Source organism: Streptomyces sp. NPDC050619 (genome assembly GCF_040654815.1).
In the GTDB taxonomy this organism is placed as follows: domain Bacteria; phylum Actinomycetota; class Actinomycetes; order Streptomycetales; family Streptomycetaceae; genus Streptomyces.
The window spans coordinates 94,190-112,406 of record NZ_JBFAIR010000035.1; the positions used below are offsets into that span (position 1 = coordinate 94,190).

The 18,217-nt window shown below is 71.7% G+C and carries 15 protein-coding genes and 1 pseudogene; 13 read left to right on the forward strand and 3 right to left on the reverse strand.

Going from position 1 to position 18,217, the window contains the following annotated elements; translation table 11 throughout:
• Positions 1 to 210: 210 nt before the first annotated feature.
• The 5 genes and pseudogenes from AB0I77_RS40995 to gatB form a co-directional block, all read left to right on the forward strand.
• A pseudogene (locus tag AB0I77_RS40995) lies at positions 211 to 2,244 on the forward strand (bifunctional diguanylate cyclase/phosphodiesterase); the annotation flags it as partial.
• A 124-nt stretch (positions 2,245 to 2,368) separates the two neighbouring features.
• Positions 2,369 to 2,665 carry an Asp-tRNA(Asn)/Glu-tRNA(Gln) amidotransferase subunit GatC gene (gene gatC, locus AB0I77_RS41000; RefSeq protein WP_018531282.1) on the forward strand — a complete coding sequence of 99 codons (297 nt, stop codon included), beginning with the start codon at positions 2,369 to 2,371 and terminating at the stop codon, positions 2,663 to 2,665.
• A gap of 4 nt (positions 2,666 to 2,669) precedes the next feature.
• The gene (gene gatA / locus AB0I77_RS41005; protein WP_363287932.1) at positions 2,670 to 4,172 is read left to right on the forward strand and encodes an Asp-tRNA(Asn)/Glu-tRNA(Gln) amidotransferase subunit GatA; all 1,503 of its coding nucleotides are present in this window, start codon (positions 2,670 to 2,672) and stop codon (positions 4,170 to 4,172) included.
• Positions 4,169 to 4,408: a hypothetical protein gene (locus tag AB0I77_RS41010; protein WP_053747884.1), complete on the forward strand. Its 240-nt coding sequence runs from the start codon at positions 4,169 to 4,171 to the stop codon at positions 4,406 to 4,408. Before gatA ends, AB0I77_RS41010 begins: the two co-directional genes overlap by 4 nt.
• Positions 4,409 to 4,423: 15 nt before the next feature.
• On the forward strand, positions 4,424 to 5,938 hold the full coding sequence (gene gatB, locus AB0I77_RS41015; protein WP_363287933.1) for an Asp-tRNA(Asn)/Glu-tRNA(Gln) amidotransferase subunit GatB: 1,515 nt from the start codon (positions 4,424 to 4,426) through the stop codon (positions 5,936 to 5,938).
• A gap of 58 nt (positions 5,939 to 5,996) precedes the next feature.
• Here gatB and AB0I77_RS41020 read toward each other — a convergent pair whose 3' ends face one another.
• Positions 5,997 to 6,800 carry a methyltransferase domain-containing protein gene (locus AB0I77_RS41020; protein WP_363287934.1) on the reverse strand — a complete coding sequence of 268 codons (804 nt, stop codon included), beginning with the start codon at positions 6,798 to 6,800 and terminating at the stop codon, positions 5,997 to 5,999.
• A gap of 186 nt (positions 6,801 to 6,986) precedes the next feature.
• Here AB0I77_RS41020 and AB0I77_RS41025 point away from each other — a divergent pair, with 186 nt between their 5' ends.
• From AB0I77_RS41025 to AB0I77_RS41055, 7 genes are all read left to right on the forward strand, one after another.
• Complete coding sequence (locus tag AB0I77_RS41025) at positions 6,987 to 7,292, forward strand: hypothetical protein (protein ID WP_363287935.1); 306 nt, start codon at positions 6,987 to 6,989, stop codon at positions 7,290 to 7,292.
• A gap of 203 nt (positions 7,293 to 7,495) precedes the next feature.
• Complete coding sequence (locus AB0I77_RS41030) at positions 7,496 to 9,739, forward strand: MMPL family transporter (RefSeq protein WP_363287936.1); 2,244 nt, start codon at positions 7,496 to 7,498, stop codon at positions 9,737 to 9,739.
• Positions 9,717 to 10,292 carry a GNAT family protein gene (locus tag AB0I77_RS41035; protein WP_363287937.1) on the forward strand — a complete coding sequence of 192 codons (576 nt, stop codon included), beginning with the start codon at positions 9,717 to 9,719 and terminating at the stop codon, positions 10,290 to 10,292. The genes AB0I77_RS41030 and AB0I77_RS41035 overlap by 23 nt, the downstream gene beginning before the upstream one ends.
• Positions 10,293 to 10,327: 35 nt before the next feature.
• Complete coding sequence (locus AB0I77_RS41040; RefSeq protein ID WP_363287938.1) at positions 10,328 to 10,942, forward strand: hypothetical protein; 615 nt, start codon at positions 10,328 to 10,330, stop codon at positions 10,940 to 10,942.
• 198 nt (positions 10,943 to 11,140) lie between these two features.
• Positions 11,141 to 11,326: a hypothetical protein gene (locus tag AB0I77_RS41045; RefSeq protein ID WP_363287939.1), complete on the forward strand. Its 186-nt coding sequence runs from the start codon at positions 11,141 to 11,143 to the stop codon at positions 11,324 to 11,326.
• Positions 11,327 to 11,427: 101 nt separating this feature from the next.
• Positions 11,428 to 14,499: an AAA family ATPase gene (locus AB0I77_RS41050; RefSeq protein WP_363287940.1), complete on the forward strand. Its 3,072-nt coding sequence runs from the start codon at positions 11,428 to 11,430 to the stop codon at positions 14,497 to 14,499.
• A 34-nt stretch (positions 14,500 to 14,533) separates the two neighbouring features.
• Positions 14,534 to 14,731 carry a DUF6191 domain-containing protein gene (locus AB0I77_RS41055; protein WP_363287941.1) on the forward strand — a complete coding sequence of 66 codons (198 nt, stop codon included), beginning with the start codon at positions 14,534 to 14,536 and terminating at the stop codon, positions 14,729 to 14,731.
• A gap of 30 nt (positions 14,732 to 14,761) precedes the next feature.
• Here the strand turns inward: AB0I77_RS41055 and AB0I77_RS41060 are convergent, their stop codons facing one another.
• Positions 14,762 to 15,937 carry a PQQ-dependent sugar dehydrogenase gene (locus tag AB0I77_RS41060; RefSeq protein ID WP_363287942.1) on the reverse strand — a complete coding sequence of 392 codons (1,176 nt, stop codon included), beginning with the start codon at positions 15,935 to 15,937 and terminating at the stop codon, positions 14,762 to 14,764.
• Between the two features lie 127 nt (positions 15,938 to 16,064).
• The gene (locus AB0I77_RS41065) at positions 16,065 to 17,063 is read right to left on the reverse strand and encodes an aldo/keto reductase (RefSeq protein WP_363287943.1); all 999 of its coding nucleotides are present in this window, start codon (positions 17,061 to 17,063) and stop codon (positions 16,065 to 16,067) included.
• Between the two features lie 88 nt (positions 17,064 to 17,151).
• Between AB0I77_RS41065 and AB0I77_RS41070 the strand changes: the two genes are divergently transcribed.
• Positions 17,152 to 18,102, forward strand: a complete 951-nt coding sequence (locus AB0I77_RS41070; RefSeq protein WP_363287950.1) for a 2-hydroxyacid dehydrogenase — start codon at positions 17,152 to 17,154, stop codon at positions 18,100 to 18,102.
• Positions 18,103 to 18,217: the final 115 nt, after the last annotated feature.

Sequence of the window (18,217 nt, forward strand, 5' to 3'; positions counted from 1 at the left end):
AGAGCGCCGCTCCGGACTCACGGCTGCCCCTGCGCCGGATGGTCGGCGCATGGTGGGAGAACCGGCGGGCCGTGCGGCCTTCGGCGCGTCCGGGCGCGGGGGGGGCGCGCCACGGGACCGTACGCCGCCGGACACTACACGGCTGCCGACGGCCGCGGCGCACCGCACCGCACGACCGATCACGCCCCCGGCCTGCCCGGGGCCGAGTCGGAACGGCACCTGTCCTGGCCCGCGTTGCCCGCGGCGGTCGTCGCGGCCGCCGGATTCGTGCTGGGCGCCGGCTTCTACCGGGCCTTCACCGGTGGCCACGCGCTTTTCCCGTCCGGCACCGTGGGCTGGTCCCTGGCCCTGCTGACCGGCATCATCGTCGGCCACCTGGTCGCGCTCGGCCGCGCCCGCTGGTGGGGCGGCACCGGCTCCGGCGCCGCCCTCACCCTCGCCGTCCTGCTGCTGTACGGCTGGCTGGCCGCCGGAATGGTCAGCCTCACCGTCGTCCTGCTGGTCGGCGTGGCCCGCCGCAACCGCTGGCGGCAGGGCGTCCTGGGCGGTGCGGTCGACATCCTCGGCATCGGCGCCGGGGCCCTGCTGCTGGGCGCGTTCGGCCGGGTGCCGTCCGTCGAGACCCCCTGGGACCCCGCCACCTGGTCGGTGTACACCGGCCCCGAGGTGGTGCTGGTCGCCATCGCCTATCTCGCGGTCACCCGCACCCTGGGCTGGTATCTGCACGCCCCCCGCACCGGCGGCCTGCCCACCGTCGCCCGCACCGCCCTGGTCAGACAGGGCCTGGTCGCGGTCGCGCTGCTCGGCATCGCCCCCCTGGTCTGCGTGGTCGCCATCGCCAAGCCGATCCTGCTGCCGCTGTTCGCCATCCCCCTCATCGCCCTCGACTCCACCCTGTGGATAGCCCGGGCCCGGGCGGAGGAGCAGTTGCGCGATCCGCTGACCGGGCTGCCCAACCGCCAGTGGCTGCTGGAGCGCATCTGGACCGCCCTGGACGACGCCGAGCGCATCGACGCCCGCGCCGCCCTGATGCTGATCGACCTCGACCGTTTCCGGTCGGTCAATGACACGCTGGGGCATCTGGCCGGTGACCGGCTGCTCCTCCAGATAGCCGACCGGCTCCGACTGGCGCTGCCGCGCGGTGCGGAAGCCGCCCGGCTCGGCGGGGACGAGTTCGCCGTCTTACTGCCGGTCGCCGACTCCACGACCTCCGCGACCCGGGTCGCCCGCAGCCTCGTCGCCGCGCTCAGCTCCCCGCTCGACCTCGATGGCCTCACCCTCGTGCTGGAGGCCAGCGCCGGAGTCGCCGTCTTCCCCGACCACGCCCTCGACGCCGAGGGGCTGCTGCGCCGGGCGGACGTGGCGATGTACCAGGCGAAGCGGGACCGTACGGGCGTCGAGGTCTACGAGTCCAAGCGGGACTCGAACACACCGGACCGGCTCGGACTGCTCGGCGATCTGCGCCGGGCCCTGGACGCGCACGAGGTCCAGCTGCACTACCAGCCCAAGGTCCGCTTCGACGGACAGGTGGCCGGCCTGGAGGCCCTGGTCCGCTGGGTGCACCCCGAGCGGGGCAAGGTCCCGCCGGACGAGTTCATCGCCATCGCCGAGTCGTCGGGGCTGATGCCCCATCTCACGGAGTACGTCCTGGACACGGCCCTCGGCCAGGTCGCCAAATGGCGCGCCCAGGGACTGTTCGTGCCCGTCGCGGTCAACGTCTCCCCGCGCGATGTCCACACACCCGGTTTCGCGGGATCGGTGGCCGCCCGGCTGGCCCGCCACGGCGTCCCCGCGGGCGCACTCCAGCTGGAGATAACGGAACACGTGCTGCTGGAGGACCCGCAGCGCGCCGCCGACACCCTCGCCGGACTGACCGGGCACGGCGTGAAGATGTCCCTGGACGACTTCGGCACGGGCTACTCCTCGCTGGTGCACCTGCGTCGGCTGCCCGTGAGCGAGCTGAAGATCGACCGCTCGTTCGTGGCCCGGCTGGCCGTCGACAACGAGGACGCGGAGATCGTGCGCTGCACCGTGGACCTGGCGCACTCCCTCGGGCTCATAGTCGTCGCCGAGGGCGTCGAGGACGACGAGACCTGGGAGCGACTGCGCGACCTCGGCTGCGACGCCGTACAGGGCTGGCTGGTCGCGGCCGCGATGCCGCCGGAGGAGACGACGGCGTGGCTGCGGGCGCGGGGATCCCGGGGCTGGCAGCGGCCGCGGGCGGCGCTGCCGGCCGCCGAGTGACCCCTCGCCGCCGTACGGCCTACGAGGTGCTGGGACGGTCGCTGGGAAACCGTTTAACGGGCTGGGGCCCCCGCCCCATAGGATTGGCCCCAAACCACACGCACTCACCCCAGAGGATCGCTGCATGCCTGGCATCACGCGCGAGGAGGTCGCCCACCTCGCTCGGCTGGCGCGTCTGGAGCTGAAGCCCGAAGAACTCGACCACTTCGCGGGACAGCTGGACGACATCATCGGCGCGGTCGCCCGCGTCAGTGAGGTCGCCGACCAAGACGTACCGCCGACCTCGCACCCGCTCCCGCTGACGAACGTCATGCGGGCGGACGAGGTCCGTCCGTCGCTCACCCCCGAGCAGGCGCTCTCCGGCGCCCCGGCCCAGGAGCAGCAGCGTTTCAAGGTGCCGCAGATCCTGGGGGAGGACTAACCGCATGACGGACAACGTCAACATCATCAAGCTCACGGCCGCCGAGACCGCCGCGAAGATCGCCTCCGGCGAGCTCACCGCGGTCGAGGTCACCGAGGCCCACCTGGCCCGGATCGAGGCCGTCGACGAGAAGGTGCACGCCTTCCTGCACGTCGACCGCGAGGGCGCCCTGGCCCAGGCCCGCGCCGTCGACGCGAAGCGGGCCAAGGGGGCGAAGCTCGGTCCGCTGGCCGGCGTTCCCCTCGCGCTCAAGGACATCTTCACCACCGAGGGCATCCCGACGACCGTCGGCTCGAAGATCCTCGAGGGCTGGATCCCGCCGTACGACGCGACCGTCACCAAGAAGCTGAAGGCCGCCGACGTCGTCATCCTCGGCAAGACCAACATGGACGAGTTCGCCATGGGGTCGTCGACGGAGAACAGCGCCTACGGCCCGACCGGCAACCCCTGGGACCTCACCAAGATCCCCGGCGGCTCCGGCGGCGGTTCCTCCGCCGCGCTCGCCTCCTTCCAGGCCCCGCTCGCCATCGGCACCGACACCGGCGGCTCCATCCGCCAGCCGGCCGCCGTCACCGGCACGGTCGGCGTGAAGCCGACGTACGGCGCGGTCTCCCGCTACGGCATGGTCGCGTTCTCCTCCTCCCTCGACCAGGGCGGACCCTGCGCCCGTACGGTCCTGGACGCGGCGCTGCTGCACGAGGTCATCGCCGGGCACGACCCGCTCGACTCCACCTCCATCGACGCCCCGGTCCCGCCGGTCGTCGAAGCCGCCCGCAACGGCAGCGTCGCCGGCATGCGCGTCGGCGTGGTCAAGCAGTTCCGCGGCGAGGGCTACCAGGCCGGCGTCATCCAGCGCTTCGACGAGTCGGTCGCCCTCCTCAAGGAGCTGGGCGCGGAGATCGTCGAGCTGGACTGCCCGTCCTTCGACCTCGCGCTGTCGGCGTACTACCTGATCGCCCCCTCCGAGTGCTCCTCCAACCTCGCCCGCTTCGACGGACTGCGCTACGGCCTGCGGACCGGCGACGACGGCACGCACTCCGCGGAGGAGGTCACCTCCCTCACCCGTGAGGCGGGCTTCGGCCCTGAGGTCAAGCGCCGCATCATGCTCGGCACGTACGCCCTGTCGAGCGGTTACTACGACGCGTACTACGGCAGCGCCCAGAAGGTCCGCACGCTCATCACGCGCGACTTCGAGAAGTCGTTCGAGCAGGTGGACGTGATCGTCTCCCCGACCACGCCCACCACCGCCTTCCCGATCGGCGAGCGTGCCGACGACCCGATGGCGATGTACCTCGCGGACCTGTGCACCATCCCGACCAACCTGGCGGGCAACTCGGCCATGTCGCTGCCCTGCGGCCTCGCGCCGGAGGACAACCTGCCGGTCGGGCTCCAGATCATCGCGCCCGCGCTGAAGGACGACAGGCTGTACAAGGTGGGCGCCGCCGTCGAGGCCGCCTTCGTGGAAAAGTGGGGGCACCCGCTGATCGAGGAGGCTCCGTCGCTGTGAGCGCACTGACCAAGGCCAAGGGCTTCAAGAAGTCCAAGTCCGGTACGTACCTGTCCATCGCCGGGACCGCGTTCGGCGCGATCGGTGTCGCCAAGCGGCTCAAGAAGGCCCGCGCCGACAAGGACACGCTGGTCCTGATCGACGCCACCGTGTCCGCCGTCGCCATCGTCACCGGACTCGCCATCCTCTACCGCGAGCTGAAGCGGCTGGGCGACGACGACGTCCTGCTGGGCTGAGAGGGAAGTTTCACCGTGACCACCACGATCGACCTGGTGTCGTACGAGGACGCGCTGGCGTCGTACGACCCCGTCATGGGCCTCGAGGTCCATGTCGAACTCGGCACCAAGACCAAGATGTTCTGCGGGTGTTCCACCGAACTGGGCGCCGAGCCCAACTCGCAGACCTGCCCGACCTGCCTCGGCATGCCCGGCTCGCTCCCGGTCGTCAACGCGACCGGCGTCGAGTCCGCCATCAGGATCGGCCTCGCGCTGAACTGCGAGATCGCCGAGTGGTGCCGCTTCGCCCGGAAGAACTACTTCTATCCGGACATGCCGAAGAACTTCCAGACCTCCCAGTACGACGAGCCGATCGCCTTCAACGGCTACCTCGACGTGCAGCTGGAGGACGGCGAGACCTTCCGCGTGGAGATCGAGCGCGCCCACATGGAGGAGGACACCGGCAAGTCGATGCACGTCGGTGGCGCGACGGGCCGTATCCACGGCGCCTCGCACTCGCTCCTCGACTACAACCGCGCCGGCATCCCGCTCATCGAGATCGTCACCAAGCCGATCGAAGGCGCGGGCGAGCGCGCTCCCGAGGTGGCCAAGGCGTACGTCCGTGAGCTGCGCGAGGTCATCAAGGCACTCGGCGTCTCCGAGGCCCGGATGGAGATGGGCCAGATGCGCTGCGACGTGAACCTGTCGCTGCGCCCGCACGGCCGGGAGAAGTTCGGCACGCGGTCCGAGACGAAGAACGTGAACTCGCTGCGCTCCGTGGAGCGCGCGGCCCGTTTCGAGATCCAGCGGCACGCGGCCGTGCTGAACAGCGGCGGCACGATCATCCAGGAGACCAGGCACTTCCACGAGGACACGGGGTCGACGACCTCGGGCCGCGTGAAGGAGGAGGCCGAGGACTACCGGTACTTCCCGGAGCCCGACCTGGTGCCGGTCGCCCCGACGCGCGAGTGGGTCGAGGAGATCCGCTCCGCGCTGCCGGAGCTGCCGCTGGTCCGCCGCAACCGCCTGCGCGAGGAGTGGGGCGTCAGCGGCACCGAGATGCAGGCGATCCTCAACGCCGGCGCGCTGGAGGCGATCGTCGCCACGATCGACGCCGGTGCCGACGCCGGCTCCGCCCGCAAGTGGTGGATGGGCGAACTCGCCCGCAGCGCCAACGAGTCGGGCCGGACGCTCGACGAACTGGCCATCACGCCGGAGCAGGTCGCCCGCGTCAGCAAGCTGGTGTCCTCCGGCGACCTGAACGACAAGCTGGCCCGTCAGGTCATCGAAGGCGTCCTCGCGGGCGAAGGCACCCCGGACGAGGTCGTCGACAAGCGCGGTCTGAAGGTCGTCTCCGACGAGGGCGCCCTCACCACCGCCGTCGAGGAGGCCATCGCCGGCAACCCCGGCATCGCGGACAAGATCCGCGGCGGCAAGGTGGCCGCGGCCGGCGCCCTGGTCGGCGCCGTCATGAAGGCCACACGCGGCCAGGCGGACGCGGCCCGCGTCAAGGAGCTGATCCTTCAGAAGCTGGGCGTCAGCGAGGGCTGAGCAGTCGATTCGGGGGGATGCACCGGTAGGTCGGTGCATCCCCCCGAACCATGTCAGCTCACAGACGGCGGCCGACGAGTCGTACGAAGCCCAGCGCGCGGCCCTCGTCGACGCGCACCATCTCGCCGACCTCACGGGCCATGCGCCGGTGGAACTCCTCCGGACTCTCCTCGGCGACCACATCGCACCACAGCAGCCAGTCCCGCCAGCCATCCGGCAGCCAGTCGGCCGCCTCGACTTCCACGGCCCCGCCGCGCGTCCAGTGGCGCCGCCACCAGCCGGGGGAGTGGAAGCACCAGAAGTCGGGCTCCCACCACGGCTCGAGATGCGCGGGCGGCTGAGTGCCCTCCGGCTCGTCCCGCAGCGCCGGTACGACGACCCCGATCCGCCCGCCCGGCTTCAGCAGCCGGGTCAGCGTGGGCAGATAGAGATCGTTGGTGCCGAAGTACTGGTACGCGTCGATGGAGACGATGGCGTCGAACGTGCCCTCGCCGAACGGGAGGTCGTGCGCCTCGGCGAACACGGGCAGCACGCGGTCGGCGACGCCGGCCTCCGCGATGCGCGGGGCGTTCTCGTCGGGCTTGATCCACAGGTCGGCCGCGGTGACCTGGAGGTCGTACTCCTTGGCCAGGAAGACCGAGGTCATCGCGCGTCCGCAGCCGAGGTCCAGGACCCGGGCGCCGGCGGGCAGCGCGTCCAGGCCGAGGGCGGGGGCCAGCCACTCCAGCAGCCACAGCGCGTGCGGGCCCATCTGGTTCTCGATGGTCCAGCGGGCGTCGTAGCGGTTGCTGCGCGGGTAGCGGGGGTGGGTCAGGCGGCTAGCGAGGTCGTCGTGCGGGGTCCTTGATGTGATGTCGGACATCGGTGAACGGGCTCCTTGAGTCCTGCGTAGAGGAAAGAGATGCGTAGGAGCTCGGTCGGACCCTCATTCAATGCACCTGCTTCGGTCGGCGGCGATGTGCCGGGAACGCCGGACGCCGGGACGCTAGCAGCCGGGTTATGCGCTCGCACCCGGATTTCTCAGCGGAACGCGCTACGCTCGCCCGCCATGAGCGGACGAGCGGATTCCGAGACAGCCGAGATCCAGGAGGACTTCGCGGACCGGGTGCGGGACGCGCGGCGGGCTCGCTGGACGGCGGTCGCGACGGGAGCGCTGCTGACCCTGGTGGGCCTCGCGGCGTCGACGCTCCGCTTCACCGGTTCCGCGCCGGCAGTCGTCCCGGCCGCCTATGCGGCCGGCGCCACCGTCTGTGCGCTGGCGGCGGTCCTCGGGTCCCGTGGGCGCACCCGGCGGGCCCTGTGGCTGCTGATCGCGGGGGCCATGGTGATGGCGGTGGGCGACCAGTTCGACTGAGGTGACAGAGTGCCCGTTACTGTCCTGTGATCTGCCTCGCACTCCTGTGAATAAACCCACGAACGCGGCAAACGATCTTTTCCGCCTGCAAGAGTGGCTTCACGTTACTCATGCGTTCTTTGCGGGCCGTTCACATCATGACGCTTCATGGACGACTGTTCCCGGCCAAAGATCCATAAATCGTCATTCCCGGGAGCTTGTTCGTGGCAGCCCTTGCGCGCTGGTGTGTCCGACGACGGCTCGTCGTTGTCGCCCTGTGGCTCGTCGCCTTCGGCGGAGTGACCGCGGCCGCCACCGTCACCGGCTCCGCCTACTCGAACAACTACGAGGTCCCCGGCACCGAGTCGGGCCACGCCACCCAGCTGCTGCGGGACGGCTTCCCCGACCTCGGCGGCGACAGCGACACCGTCGTCTGGCACACCACCACCGGCACCGTCCGCGCCCCCGACGTCGAACAGACCATGATCCGCACCCTGGACAGGATCGAGGACCTGCCCGGGGTGGCCGCCGTGTCCGGCCCGTACGGCGAGCAGGGCGCGGCCCGGATCAGCGCGGACGGACGTACGGCCTACGCCACGGTCACCTTCGACGACCCGGCCGAGACCATCGACGCGTCCGAGGCGCGGGGCGTGGTCGAGGCCGCCAAGGACGCCCAGACCGACGGGCTGCGGGTCGAGCTGGGCGGCAGCGCCATCGGGCTCACCGAGTCGTCCGGCGGGCATATCGCCGAGGTCGTCGGCGTGGTCGTCGCGGCGCTCGTGCTGTTCCTCGCCTTCGGCTCGCTCGCCGCCTCGCTGCTGCCCATCGCCACCGCGCTGGTCAGCGTCGGCACCGCCTACGCCGGGATCGTGCTGCTCGGGCACGCCATGACCGTCGCCGACTTCGCGCCCATGCTCGGCATGCTGATCGGGCTCGGCGTCGGCATCGACTACGCCCTGTTCATCGTCACCCGGCACCGACGCGGCCTCAAACGCGGGCTGTCCGTGACGGAGGCGGTCACGAACGCCGTCTCCACCACCGGACGCGCGGTCGTCTTCGCGGGTGCCACCGTTTGCATCGCCCTGCTGGGGATGCTGATCCTGAGGCTCAGCTTCCTCAACGGCGTCGCGATCGCCGCTTCGCTGACCGTCGTGCTGACGGTCGCGGCCTCCGTGATCCTGCTGCCCGCCCTGCTGTCCCTCATCGGCATGCGCGCCCTGAGCCGGCGCGAGCGGCGCCGCCTCGTGGAGCACGGGCCGCAGCCCGAGCTGCCGACCGGGTTCGCCGCGCGCTGGTCGGCGTTCGTGGAGCGCCATCCCAAGGTGCTCGGCGCCCTCGCCCTGGCCGTCATCACGGTCCTCGCCCTGCCCACCCTGGGGCTGCGCCTGGGCACCTCCGACCAGGGCAACGACCCCGGTTCGTCGACCACGAGGCAGGCGTACGACCTCCTCGCCGACGGCTTCGGGCCCGGTGTGAACGGTCCGCTCACCCTCGTCACCGAGGTCCACGGAGCCGAGGACAAGCTCGTCCTCGACAACCTCGCCGCCACCATCCGCACGACCGAGGGGGTCGCGTCGGCGACACCGGTGACGTACGACGCCGGCGGGGACACGGCGTACCTCACGATCGTCCCGGAGTCGTCCCCGCAGTCCCAGAAGACCAGCGACCTCGTCGACCGGCTGCGCACCGAGGTGCTGCCGCGCGCCGAGACCGGCACCTCGCTCGACGTGCAGGTCGGCGGCGTGACAGCGGGTTACGACGACTTCGCCGACGTCATCGTCGGCAAGCTGCCCGTGTTCGTCGGCGTCGTCATCGGCCTGGGCTGCTTGCTGCTCCTGCTCGCCTTCCGGTCCATCGGCATCCCCCTGAAGGCCGCCGCGATGAACGTCGCGGCCGTCGCCGCCGCCTTCGGGGTCGTCGTCGCGATCTTCCAGTGGGGCTGGGGGAGCGAGCTGCTGGGTCTGGGCCGAGCCGGGCCCATCGAGCCCTTCCTCCCCGTGATCATGGTGTCGGTCCTGTTCGGGCTCTCCATGGACTACCAGGTCTTCCTGGTCAGCCGGATGTACGAGGAGTGGCTGGAGACCGGCGACAACCGGCGGGCCGTGCGCGTCGGCCTCGCCGAGACCAGCCGGGTGATCAACTCCGCCGCGGTCATCATGATCTCCGTCTTCCTCGCCTTCGTGCTCAGCGGCGACCGGGTGATCGCCATGTTCGGCATCGCGCTCGCCGCCGCCGTCGCCCTCGACGCCTTCGTGCTCCGTACGCTCCTTGTGCCGGCCCTCATGCACCTGCTGGGCGGCGCCAACTGGTGGCTGCCGCGCTGGCTGGACCGCCGGATGCCACGCATCAGCATCGAGCCGCCCGAGTGCCGGGCCGCCCATGAGAGGCTGGCCGCCGCGACGGACGCCGAGATGGCGGACGTCCTGGCGAAGGAGCGGCAGCGGGATGTACGCGATATCTCTGGGTGACGACGGAGCTCGACTGCGCCCCCTGGAGCCGTGGCACGCCGAGGAGTTCCTGGCCCACCTGGACCGGGGGCGCGAGTTCATCACCCGGTTCATCCCCTTCGGCAAGAAGGCCACGGACGTGGCGTCCGCCCGGGAGATGCTCCAGCGGTACGCCGACCTGCGCGCCGCCGACACCGCCTCCCTGCACGGCCTGTGGCTGGACGGGAAGCTCGTCGGCGGGGTGCTCTTCCTGAACTTCGACGCGGAGAACGGCAACTGCGAGGTCGGCTGCTGGCTGGAACCCGCCGGCACCGGACGCGGTCTGATCACCCGGGCCATGCGGGTGCTCATCGACTTCGCGGTCGAGCAGCGCGGCATCCACCGGATCGAATGGATCGCCGCCGCGGGGAACACGCCCAGCCTGAACGTGGCCCGGCGGCTGGGGATGACCCTGGAGGGAGTGCGCCGGGAGAGCCACCCCTATGGTGGTGTGCGGCACGACCTCGAGGTGTGGTCGATTCTCGCGCCCGAGTGGCGGGACGCACGCGCGCGTGCCGCTCACAGCGATCATTAAGAAACCTCTCAGACAGGATCCGTACGGTGCCGGACATGGGAACCAAGACAGTTGACGAGACCGGTGCCGCCACGGGCGCCGAGGCCACGACCGACGAGGAGAAGACGGGCACCCCCGACCTCACCAAGACCGACGAGGCGACGGCGACCGACACCGACGTCACGGCCGACGACACGGCGGCCGACGACACCGAGGCCGACGACGACGTCATCGAGGACCACGTTTCCGCGGACTCCGCGGACGAGGACGCGAGCCCCTCCGGCGTCGGCCAGGGCGCGGGCGCCGTCGTCTCCGCCGGTCTGGGCCTCGTCTCGCTCACCGGCGGCTGGATCGGCACCGTCGCCGCCGCCCGCGAGACCCTCGTCGGCCAGCTTCAGACGTCATCGAGCGCGAGCGTCGCCAAGCAGGTCAAGGAGGTCTACGGAGATGCCTGGCAGACCACCGCGCTGTGGAGCGGCCTGTTCGCCCTGCTCGCGCTGGTCGTCGGCGTCGTCGTCCTCGCCCGGCCCGCGTTCGGAGCGCCCGGCAAGCCGCAGGCCGTGTGGATCAAGTCGGTCGCCTGGGGCGGTGTCGCGCTCGGCGTCATCGGACTGCTCCTGGCCGTCCTCAAGTACACCGGCATCCTGCTGGACCTGCCGTCCACCAGCTGAACCACCGCACGTCCCGAGGGGCCTTAGGGCATCCGTAAGCACCTTACGGATCTCCTTGAGGCCCCTCCCGCACATCTAAGGCCCCGCCCGCCGCCGAAGATGCGGAACTCTCCCGATGTGGCGGACCCCCCTGGGAGACGAAGGTTGAGGCATCGCAACGAGCGAAGCCCGAAACCGACCTCTCACCAGGGACACACCATGTACGAGTACAAGTTCTCCCAGTTCCGTTCCGCCGACCTGATCCGCCAGGCCGAGCACGAGCGGCTGGTCCGCGAGGCCGTCCGCGGCCGCCGTGCCGCCCGCCGCGAAGCCGCCCGCCACGCCGCCGCGGGGGAGGCGGATACCGGCCGGCCCCGCCGGCACCGGTTCCTGCGCGCCGCGTGAGCGCCGGGGGAGCGGGGGAGGGCAGCCGTACGGTCTTGCCCTCCCCCGCGCGGACGGCCCTCCCCGCGAAAACAAGTGCCGCACTGTCGGACCCGCGTGCGATGCTCGGGCCCGTGGAGACCAGGTCCGTCAGTCCCGTGTTCGTCGGCCGCACCGACGAACTGGACACGCTGAACGACGCGCTCGCCCGCGCTGCTGCTGGGGGTACCTCCCAGGCTTTCGGCACTGGGGGAGAGCCGCAGGCGTTACTGCTCGGCGGTGAGGCCGGCGTCGGCAAGACCCGGCTCGTCGAGGAGTTCGCCACCGCCGCCTGCCGCCGCGGCGCAGTCGTCGCGCTGGGCGGCTGTGTCGAGATCGGCGCCGACGGGCTGCCCTTCGCCCCCTTCTCCACCGCCCTGCGCGCCCTGCGCCGCGAACTGCCCGGGGAACTCGCGGCCGCGGCCGCCGGTCAGGAGGAGGAACTCGCCCGGCTGCTGCCCGAGATGGGCGAGGCGGGCGCGGGCCGGCACGACGAGGAGGGCATGGCCCGCCTCTTCGAACTCACCGCACGACTGCTGGAGCGCGTCGCCGCCGACCGCACCGTAGTCGTCGCCCTGGAGGACCTGCACTGGGCCGACGCCTCCACCCGCCACCTCCTCTCCTACCTCTTCCGCACCCTGCGCACCGGCCGCCTCGTCGTCCTGGCCACCTACCGCTCCGACGACATCCACCGCCGCCACCCGCTGCGCCCCCTGCTCGCCGAACTGGACCGACTGCGCACCGTCCGCCGCATCGAACTCGGCCGCTTCAACCGCGCCGAGGTCGGCCGCCAGATCGCCGGAATCCTCGCCCAGGAACCCGAACCGGCCCAGGTCGACGACATCTTCGAGCGCTCCGACGGCAACGCCTTCTTCGTCGAGGAACTCGCCGTCTCCGCCCACGAGGGCTGCGCCACCGGCCTCACCGACTCCCTGCGCGACCTCCTCCTGGTCCGCGTCGAGAGCCTGCCCGAGAGCGCCCAGCGGGTCGCCCGGATCGTCGCCGAGGGCGGCTCCACCGTCGAATACCGGCTCCTGGCCGCCGTCGCCCAACTCGCCGAGGACGACCTCATCGAGGCACTGCGGGCCGCCGTCGGCGCCAACATCCTGCTCGCCGCGCCCGGCGGCGACGGCTACCGCTTCCGTCACTCCCTGGTCCGCGAGGCCGTCGGCGACGACCTGCTGCCCGGCGAACGCTCCCGCCTCAACCGCCGCTACGCCGAAGCCCTGGAGGCCGACCCCACGCTCGTCCCCGCCGGCGAGCGCGTCATGCGCCTGGCCAGCTACTGGTACCACGCCCATGACGCCGCCAAGGCGCTGCCCGCCGTCCTGGACGCCTCCGTCACCGCCCGCCGCCGGCACGCCTACTCCGAACAACTGCGGCTCCTGGAGCGGGCGATGGAGCTGTGGGACTCCGCCCCCGAGGACGTCCGCGCCCGGCTGCGCCCCGTCGACTGCGCCGAGGCCTACCCTGCCTGCGGCTGCGATCCGGCCACCGCCCCGCTGCGCTACCTCGACCTGATGGCCGAGGCGGCCGTCGCGGGCCGGCTGTGCGGGGAGCGCGAGCGCGCCCTGAAGATCACCAAGCGGGCGCTGCACCTGCTGGTGGACGAGGAGGCGGACCCGCTGCGCGCCGCGTGGTTCTGGGTCCAGCGCTCCCGGCTGGTCCAGGCCCAGGCCCGCAGCGACGGCTGGCGGGAACTGGGCACCGCCCAGGACCTGGTACGCGGCCTGCCGCCGTCCGAGGTGCACGCCGAGGTGCTGTCCACCGTGGCCAACTGGGTGATGCTGCACGAACCCGGCCCCGACGCCTTCTCGGCGGCCGAACGCGCGGTGGCGTACGCGCGCATGGTCGGCGCCCGCGAGATCGAACTCAACGCACGTCTCACCCTCGGCGGCCTGATGGTCGACGCGGGCGACGTCGAAGCCGGGCTGGCGGAGATGTACGAGGTCAAGGAACGGGCGCTCGCGGAGGGCGTGACCTCTGTGGCGGGCCGCGCCCATGTGAACCTGCCCTCGGAACTGGAGGCAGTCGGCCGCAGCCGGGAAGCGGTCCGGATTCTGGAGGAAGGGATCACCTTCACCCGCAGATTCGGCCAGCTGGACTCCGAGGCATGGGTGTGGGGCAACCTCTCCGACTCGCTGTACTCACTGGGCCGTTGGGATGCCGCCGCCGAGGCCGCGGCGAACGCGCTGCGGGTCGGACACAGCGCCAGGCCCCAGGCCGCCGGCGCGCGGCGCTTGGCCAATCTCGCCCTCGCCCGGGGTGAGGTCGCCGGGGCGGCCGCCCACCTGGCCACCGCCCGGACGTACTACGGCACCCACGACCCGATGCCGCAAGCGGCGCTGCCGATGACCCGTCTGGCCATCGGCATGGCCGCCGCGGAGGGCCGCCTGCTCGACGCCCGTGCCGAACTGGAACGCGTCCTCGACGCCGGCTTCCCGCCCGGCACCCAGCGCTACAGCTGGTCGGTCCTGCTGGCCGCCGCCCTCGCCGAGTCCGACGCACGCGGCCTGCCCACCGCCGAGCAGGGCCGGGCCGCCGCCCTCGACCGCGTTCTCGGGGCCGCGAAGAAGCTCACCACGGGCGCGCCCGTCTGGCTCGCCGTCGAGAAGTGGGTCCGCGCAGAGGTCCGCCGCGCGGAGGGCCAGGACACCCCCGAGCTGTGGTCGGAGGCGGTCACCGCCTTCGAATCCCTGGAGCAGCCCTACGACCTCGCCCGCGTGCGGTACCGGCTGGCCGAGGCCCTGCTGGCGGGCGGCGGCGAGCCCGAGCGCGCCCGGGCCACGGAATTGCTCCGGCTCGCCCACGCCGTCGCCGAACACCTCGGCGCGCGCCCCCTCGCCGAATCCGTCACCCGGCTCGCCCAGCGCGCCCGCCTCACCCTGACCGGCGCCCCGACCGGCAGGCCGGACGACCCGGCCCGGGCCCTCGGCCTCACCGGCCGGGAACGCGACGTCCTGCGTCTGGTCTCCGCCGGCCGCACCAACCGCCAGATAGCCGAGGAACTCTTCATCTCCCCGAAGACCGCGAGCGTCCACGTGTCGAACATCCTGGGCAAGCTGGGCGTCTCGGGGAGGGGAGAGGCGGCGGCGGTGGCGCATCGGATGGGACTGTTCACGGCCGACTCTGCCCAGGGTTCGTCGGCGGGGTGAGGCGTACGCTGTCAGGGATCGGCAGGGAGGCGCCGTGTTCAACATGTTCGAAGAACTGTTCGCACCCGGCCGCAAGCACACCCGTGACGAACAGAACCGGCTGGAGCTCACCCGGGAGGACGTCGGCGACGGTGATCCCGGGCGAGGGCCGATAGATCTCGAGTCCGGAAGGGTCGTCGTACGGTCGGCGGCACCTGAGGAGCCGGACGAGGACGCCTCCCCGGCGGAGTGAGAGCCAGAGCTGGCGGAGCGCGGGCCAGGGCTAGCTGACCTGCACCTCCAGAATCCGGTCGTCCCCGTCCTTGGGGGCACCCCGGCCGTCCGTATTGCTGGTCACCAGCCACAGTTTGTCGCCGCCGGCCGACACCACCGTGCGCAGCCGGCCGTGCTCGCCCTGGAGGAAGGCCTGCGGGTCGGCCGAGGCCTCCGTGCCGTTGAGCGGGATGCGCCACAGGCGCTCGCCCTTCAGGCCGGCCATCCAGACGGAACCCTCGGCGTAGGCGATGCCGCTCGGCGAGGCCTCGTCCGTGCCCCACTGGGCCACCGGGTTGTGGAACGTGGAATCGCTCGACTTGCCCTCGGCGTCCGGCCAGCCGTAGTTGTCGCCCGGCTTGATCGCGTTCAGCTCGTCCCAGGTGTCCTGGCCGAACTCCGCGGCGAACAGGCGCTGTTCGGCATCCCAGGCGAGGCCCTGCACATTGCGGTGGCCGTACGAGTACACCGGGGAGTCGGGGAACGGGTTGCCCGGAGCCGGTTCGCCCTCCGGGGTCAGCCGCAGGATCTTGCCGCCCAGGGACTTGATGTCCTGGGACAGGCCCCCCTCACCGCTCTCGCCGGTGCCCGCGTACAGCATCTTGTCCGGGCCGAAGGCGATCCGGCCGCCGTTGTGGACGTAGCCCTTGGGGATGCCCTTGAAGATCGTGTCGGGCGCGCCCAGCTGTTCGCCGGACGGCTTCTTCTCGTCGTACAGCATGCGGACGACGCGGTTGTCCGAGGCCGAGGTGAAGTAGGCGTAGACCATGTGGTCCGAGGCGTAGTCCGGGGAGAGGGCGATGCCCAGCAGGCCGCCCTCGCCGGCCGGTGACACCCCCGGCACCTCGCCCAGCTCGGTCTTCTTGCCCGACTGCTCGTCGACCCGCGTGATCGTGCCCTCGTCCCGGGAGGAGACGAGCAGGCCGCCGTCCGGGAGCGGGGCGAGGCCCCAGGGCGTGTTCAGATCCTCGGCTACGGTACGGAGCACCTTCACCGAGCCCTTGGCGGGCGGGGTCGCATCGGCGGCCTGCTGCGAGGGCGACGACTGCGCCCTCGCACCGCTTCCACCGGGGGAGACGCTCTTCTCGCCGCCCGACGATCCTCCGCCGTCGGAGGAGCAGCCGGCCGTCCACAGGAGCGCGGCCGCGGCCAACACGGCCGACACAGCTCGACGTTGCACGATCATGGTCCCTTCGACGCGGCGGTTCTCCCTGTCATACACCGCTCGCGCCTCACAGGTTCCCGATCACCGAACCCCGAACCGTCGACTCTGCGACAACTCGCCCGTTTTCACTCCCACGACCCGGTGATCTTCACTCCCACGACCCCTGCGCCCCCGGCAGCTGCGCCACCTCCGCGAGATCCTGGGGCGTGAGCCGCAGGGTCGCCGCCCGTGCGTTCTCCGTCACCCAGCGCTCCCGCTTGGCTCCCGGCACCGGGACCACGTGCCCGGCCTGGGCCAGCACCCAGGCCAGCGCCACCTGGGCCGGGGTGACGTCCTCGCCGTGGCGGCGGGCCACGCGGCGCAGCCCGGCCACGATCGGCTGGTTCGCGGCCATCATCTCCGCGGTGAAGCGGGGATGGCGGGCGCGTACGTCGTCTGGCTCGAAACCCTCGCCCGGGGTGAGCGTGCCGGTCAGGAAGCCGTTGCCGAGCGGCATCGCGGCCAGGAATCCGATGCCGCGGGCCTCGCACCACGGCAGCAGCGCCTCCGTCGCCTCCGGCGACCACACCGACAACTCCGCCTGCACCGCGCTCACCGGGAAGACCTGCTGCACCCGCTGAAGCTGCCGGATCGTCGCGTCGTGCAGCCGGCCGCCGGACCGGCGACCGCCCCGCGCACCCACCGCGCACAGCCCCAACGCCCGTACCTTTCCGGCCCGGACGAGATCCGCCATCGCGCCCCAGGTCTCCTCGACCGGAACCTCGGGGTCCGCCCGGTGGAGCTGGTAGAGGTCGATCACCTCCGTCTGCAGGCGTCGCAAGGACGCGTCGCAGGCGCGCTTCACATAGCCGGGGCGGCCGTTGGCCACGATGTGCTGCTCGCCCACCAGCAGGCCCACCTTGGTCGACACGAAGGCGTCCTGGCGCCGTTCCTTCAACGCCCGCCCCACCAGCAGCTCGTTGGTGAACGGGCCGTACATGTCGGCCGTGTCCAGGAGCGTCGAGCCCAGGTCCAGCGCCCGGTGCACGGCCCTGAGCGACTCCTCGCCGCGCTGCCGTGTTCCGCTGTACGCCCAGCTCATCGGCATGCAGCCGAGTCCGACGGCTCCCACCGCGAGCGCCGCCGCGCCGATCGTCCTGCGCTCCACCTGCTCGTGACCCTCCCTCTCCTGGCCCCCCAACCTAACCTCTGCCGCCGACAGTGCCTGACATAGCCTCCTGACCATGACTGCGAGCATGACTCCTGACGTGTGGCTCCCCATCCCGCCGGCCGACATCGAAGGGCTTCCCGAGGGCCCGAACTACCGCTACTGGAACGGCGGCGAGGACTTCCCCGCGGATCCGGCCCACTGCGCGTTCTACGTCGTCCCCTACATGAAGCCCGTCGAGGTCGGACAGCGTCCGCTGCCCCACCTCGGCTCCGTCCAGGTCGTGCAGACGCTGTCGGCGGGCATCGACCACGTGCAGTCGGGCCTCAAGTACCTGCCTGAGGGCGTGCTGTTGTGCAACGCGCGAGGCGTGCACGAGACGAGCACCGCCGAACTCGCGCTCACGCTGATCCTCGCCTCGCTGCGCGGCGTCCCCGACTTCGTCCGCGGCCAGGACCGGGGGGAGTGGCTCAGCGGATTCCGGCCCGCGCTGGCCGACAAGAACGTTCTCATCGTGGGGTACGGGTCGATCGGATCCGCGATCGAGGACCGGCTCGTTCCCTTCGAGGTCGCGCGGGTGGCGCGCGTCGCGCGCTCCGAGCGCACCACGGCGCGCGGACCGGTGCACCCACTCACCGAACTGCCCTCCCTGCTGCCGGAGGCGGACGTCGTCGTCCTCGTCACACCGCTCACCGAGACGACCCGTCACCTGGCGAACGCCGACTTCCTCGCCCGTATGAAGGACGGCGCGCTCCTGGTCAACGTCGCCCGCGGAGCCGTCGTCGACACCAAGGCGCTGCTCGCCGAACTGGACAGCGGCCGCATCTTGGCCGCCCTCGACGTCACCGACCCCGAGCCGCTGCCCCCGGGGCACCCGCTGTGGCATGCGCCCGGGGTGCTCGTCAGCCCCCATGTCGGAGGGCCCACGTCGGCGTTCCTGCCGCGCGCCAAGCGGCTGCTGGTGGACCAGTTGCATCGATTTGTGAACCGGGAGCCGCTGCGCAACGTGATCCTTACTACGGGCGCAACCGGCGCGTGACGCCCGCGGGTTGAGCCCCACGCGCGCGATCCGCGCGGCGGGCGCAACAGTCGCGCAATCCGCTTCCGGTACCCTCCGCAATCCTCCGGACGCGGTCCGTGCCCGCATCACCGCT

What these genes read in the sequence shown, in the direction of transcription:
- gatC (WP_018531282.1), top strand. Translation starts at nt 2,369, where the DNA reads ATGCCTGGCATCACGCGCGAGGAGGTCGCCCACCTCGCTCGGCTGGCG.
- gatA (WP_363287932.1), top strand. Translation starts at nt 2,670, where the DNA reads ATGACGGACAACGTCAACATCATCAAGCTCACGGCCGCCGAGACCGCC.
- AB0I77_RS41020 (WP_363287934.1), bottom strand. Translation starts at nt 6,800, where the DNA reads ATGTCCGACATCACATCAAGGACCCCGCACGACGACCTCGCTAGCCGC.
- AB0I77_RS41025 (WP_363287935.1), top strand. Translation starts at nt 6,987, where the DNA reads ATGAGCGGACGAGCGGATTCCGAGACAGCCGAGATCCAGGAGGACTTC.
- AB0I77_RS41035 (WP_363287937.1), top strand. Translation starts at nt 9,717, where the DNA reads ATGTACGCGATATCTCTGGGTGACGACGGAGCTCGACTGCGCCCCCTG.
- AB0I77_RS41040 (WP_363287938.1), top strand. Translation starts at nt 10,328, where the DNA reads ATGGGAACCAAGACAGTTGACGAGACCGGTGCCGCCACGGGCGCCGAG.
- AB0I77_RS41045 (WP_363287939.1), top strand. Translation starts at nt 11,141, where the DNA reads ATGTACGAGTACAAGTTCTCCCAGTTCCGTTCCGCCGACCTGATCCGC.
- AB0I77_RS41050 (WP_363287940.1), top strand. Translation starts at nt 11,428, where the DNA reads ATGCTCGGGCCCGTGGAGACCAGGTCCGTCAGTCCCGTGTTCGTCGGC.
- AB0I77_RS41060 (WP_363287942.1), bottom strand. Translation starts at nt 15,937, where the DNA reads ATGATCGTGCAACGTCGAGCTGTGTCGGCCGTGTTGGCCGCGGCCGCG.
- AB0I77_RS41070 (WP_363287950.1), top strand. Translation starts at nt 17,152, where the DNA reads ATGACTCCTGACGTGTGGCTCCCCATCCCGCCGGCCGACATCGAAGGG.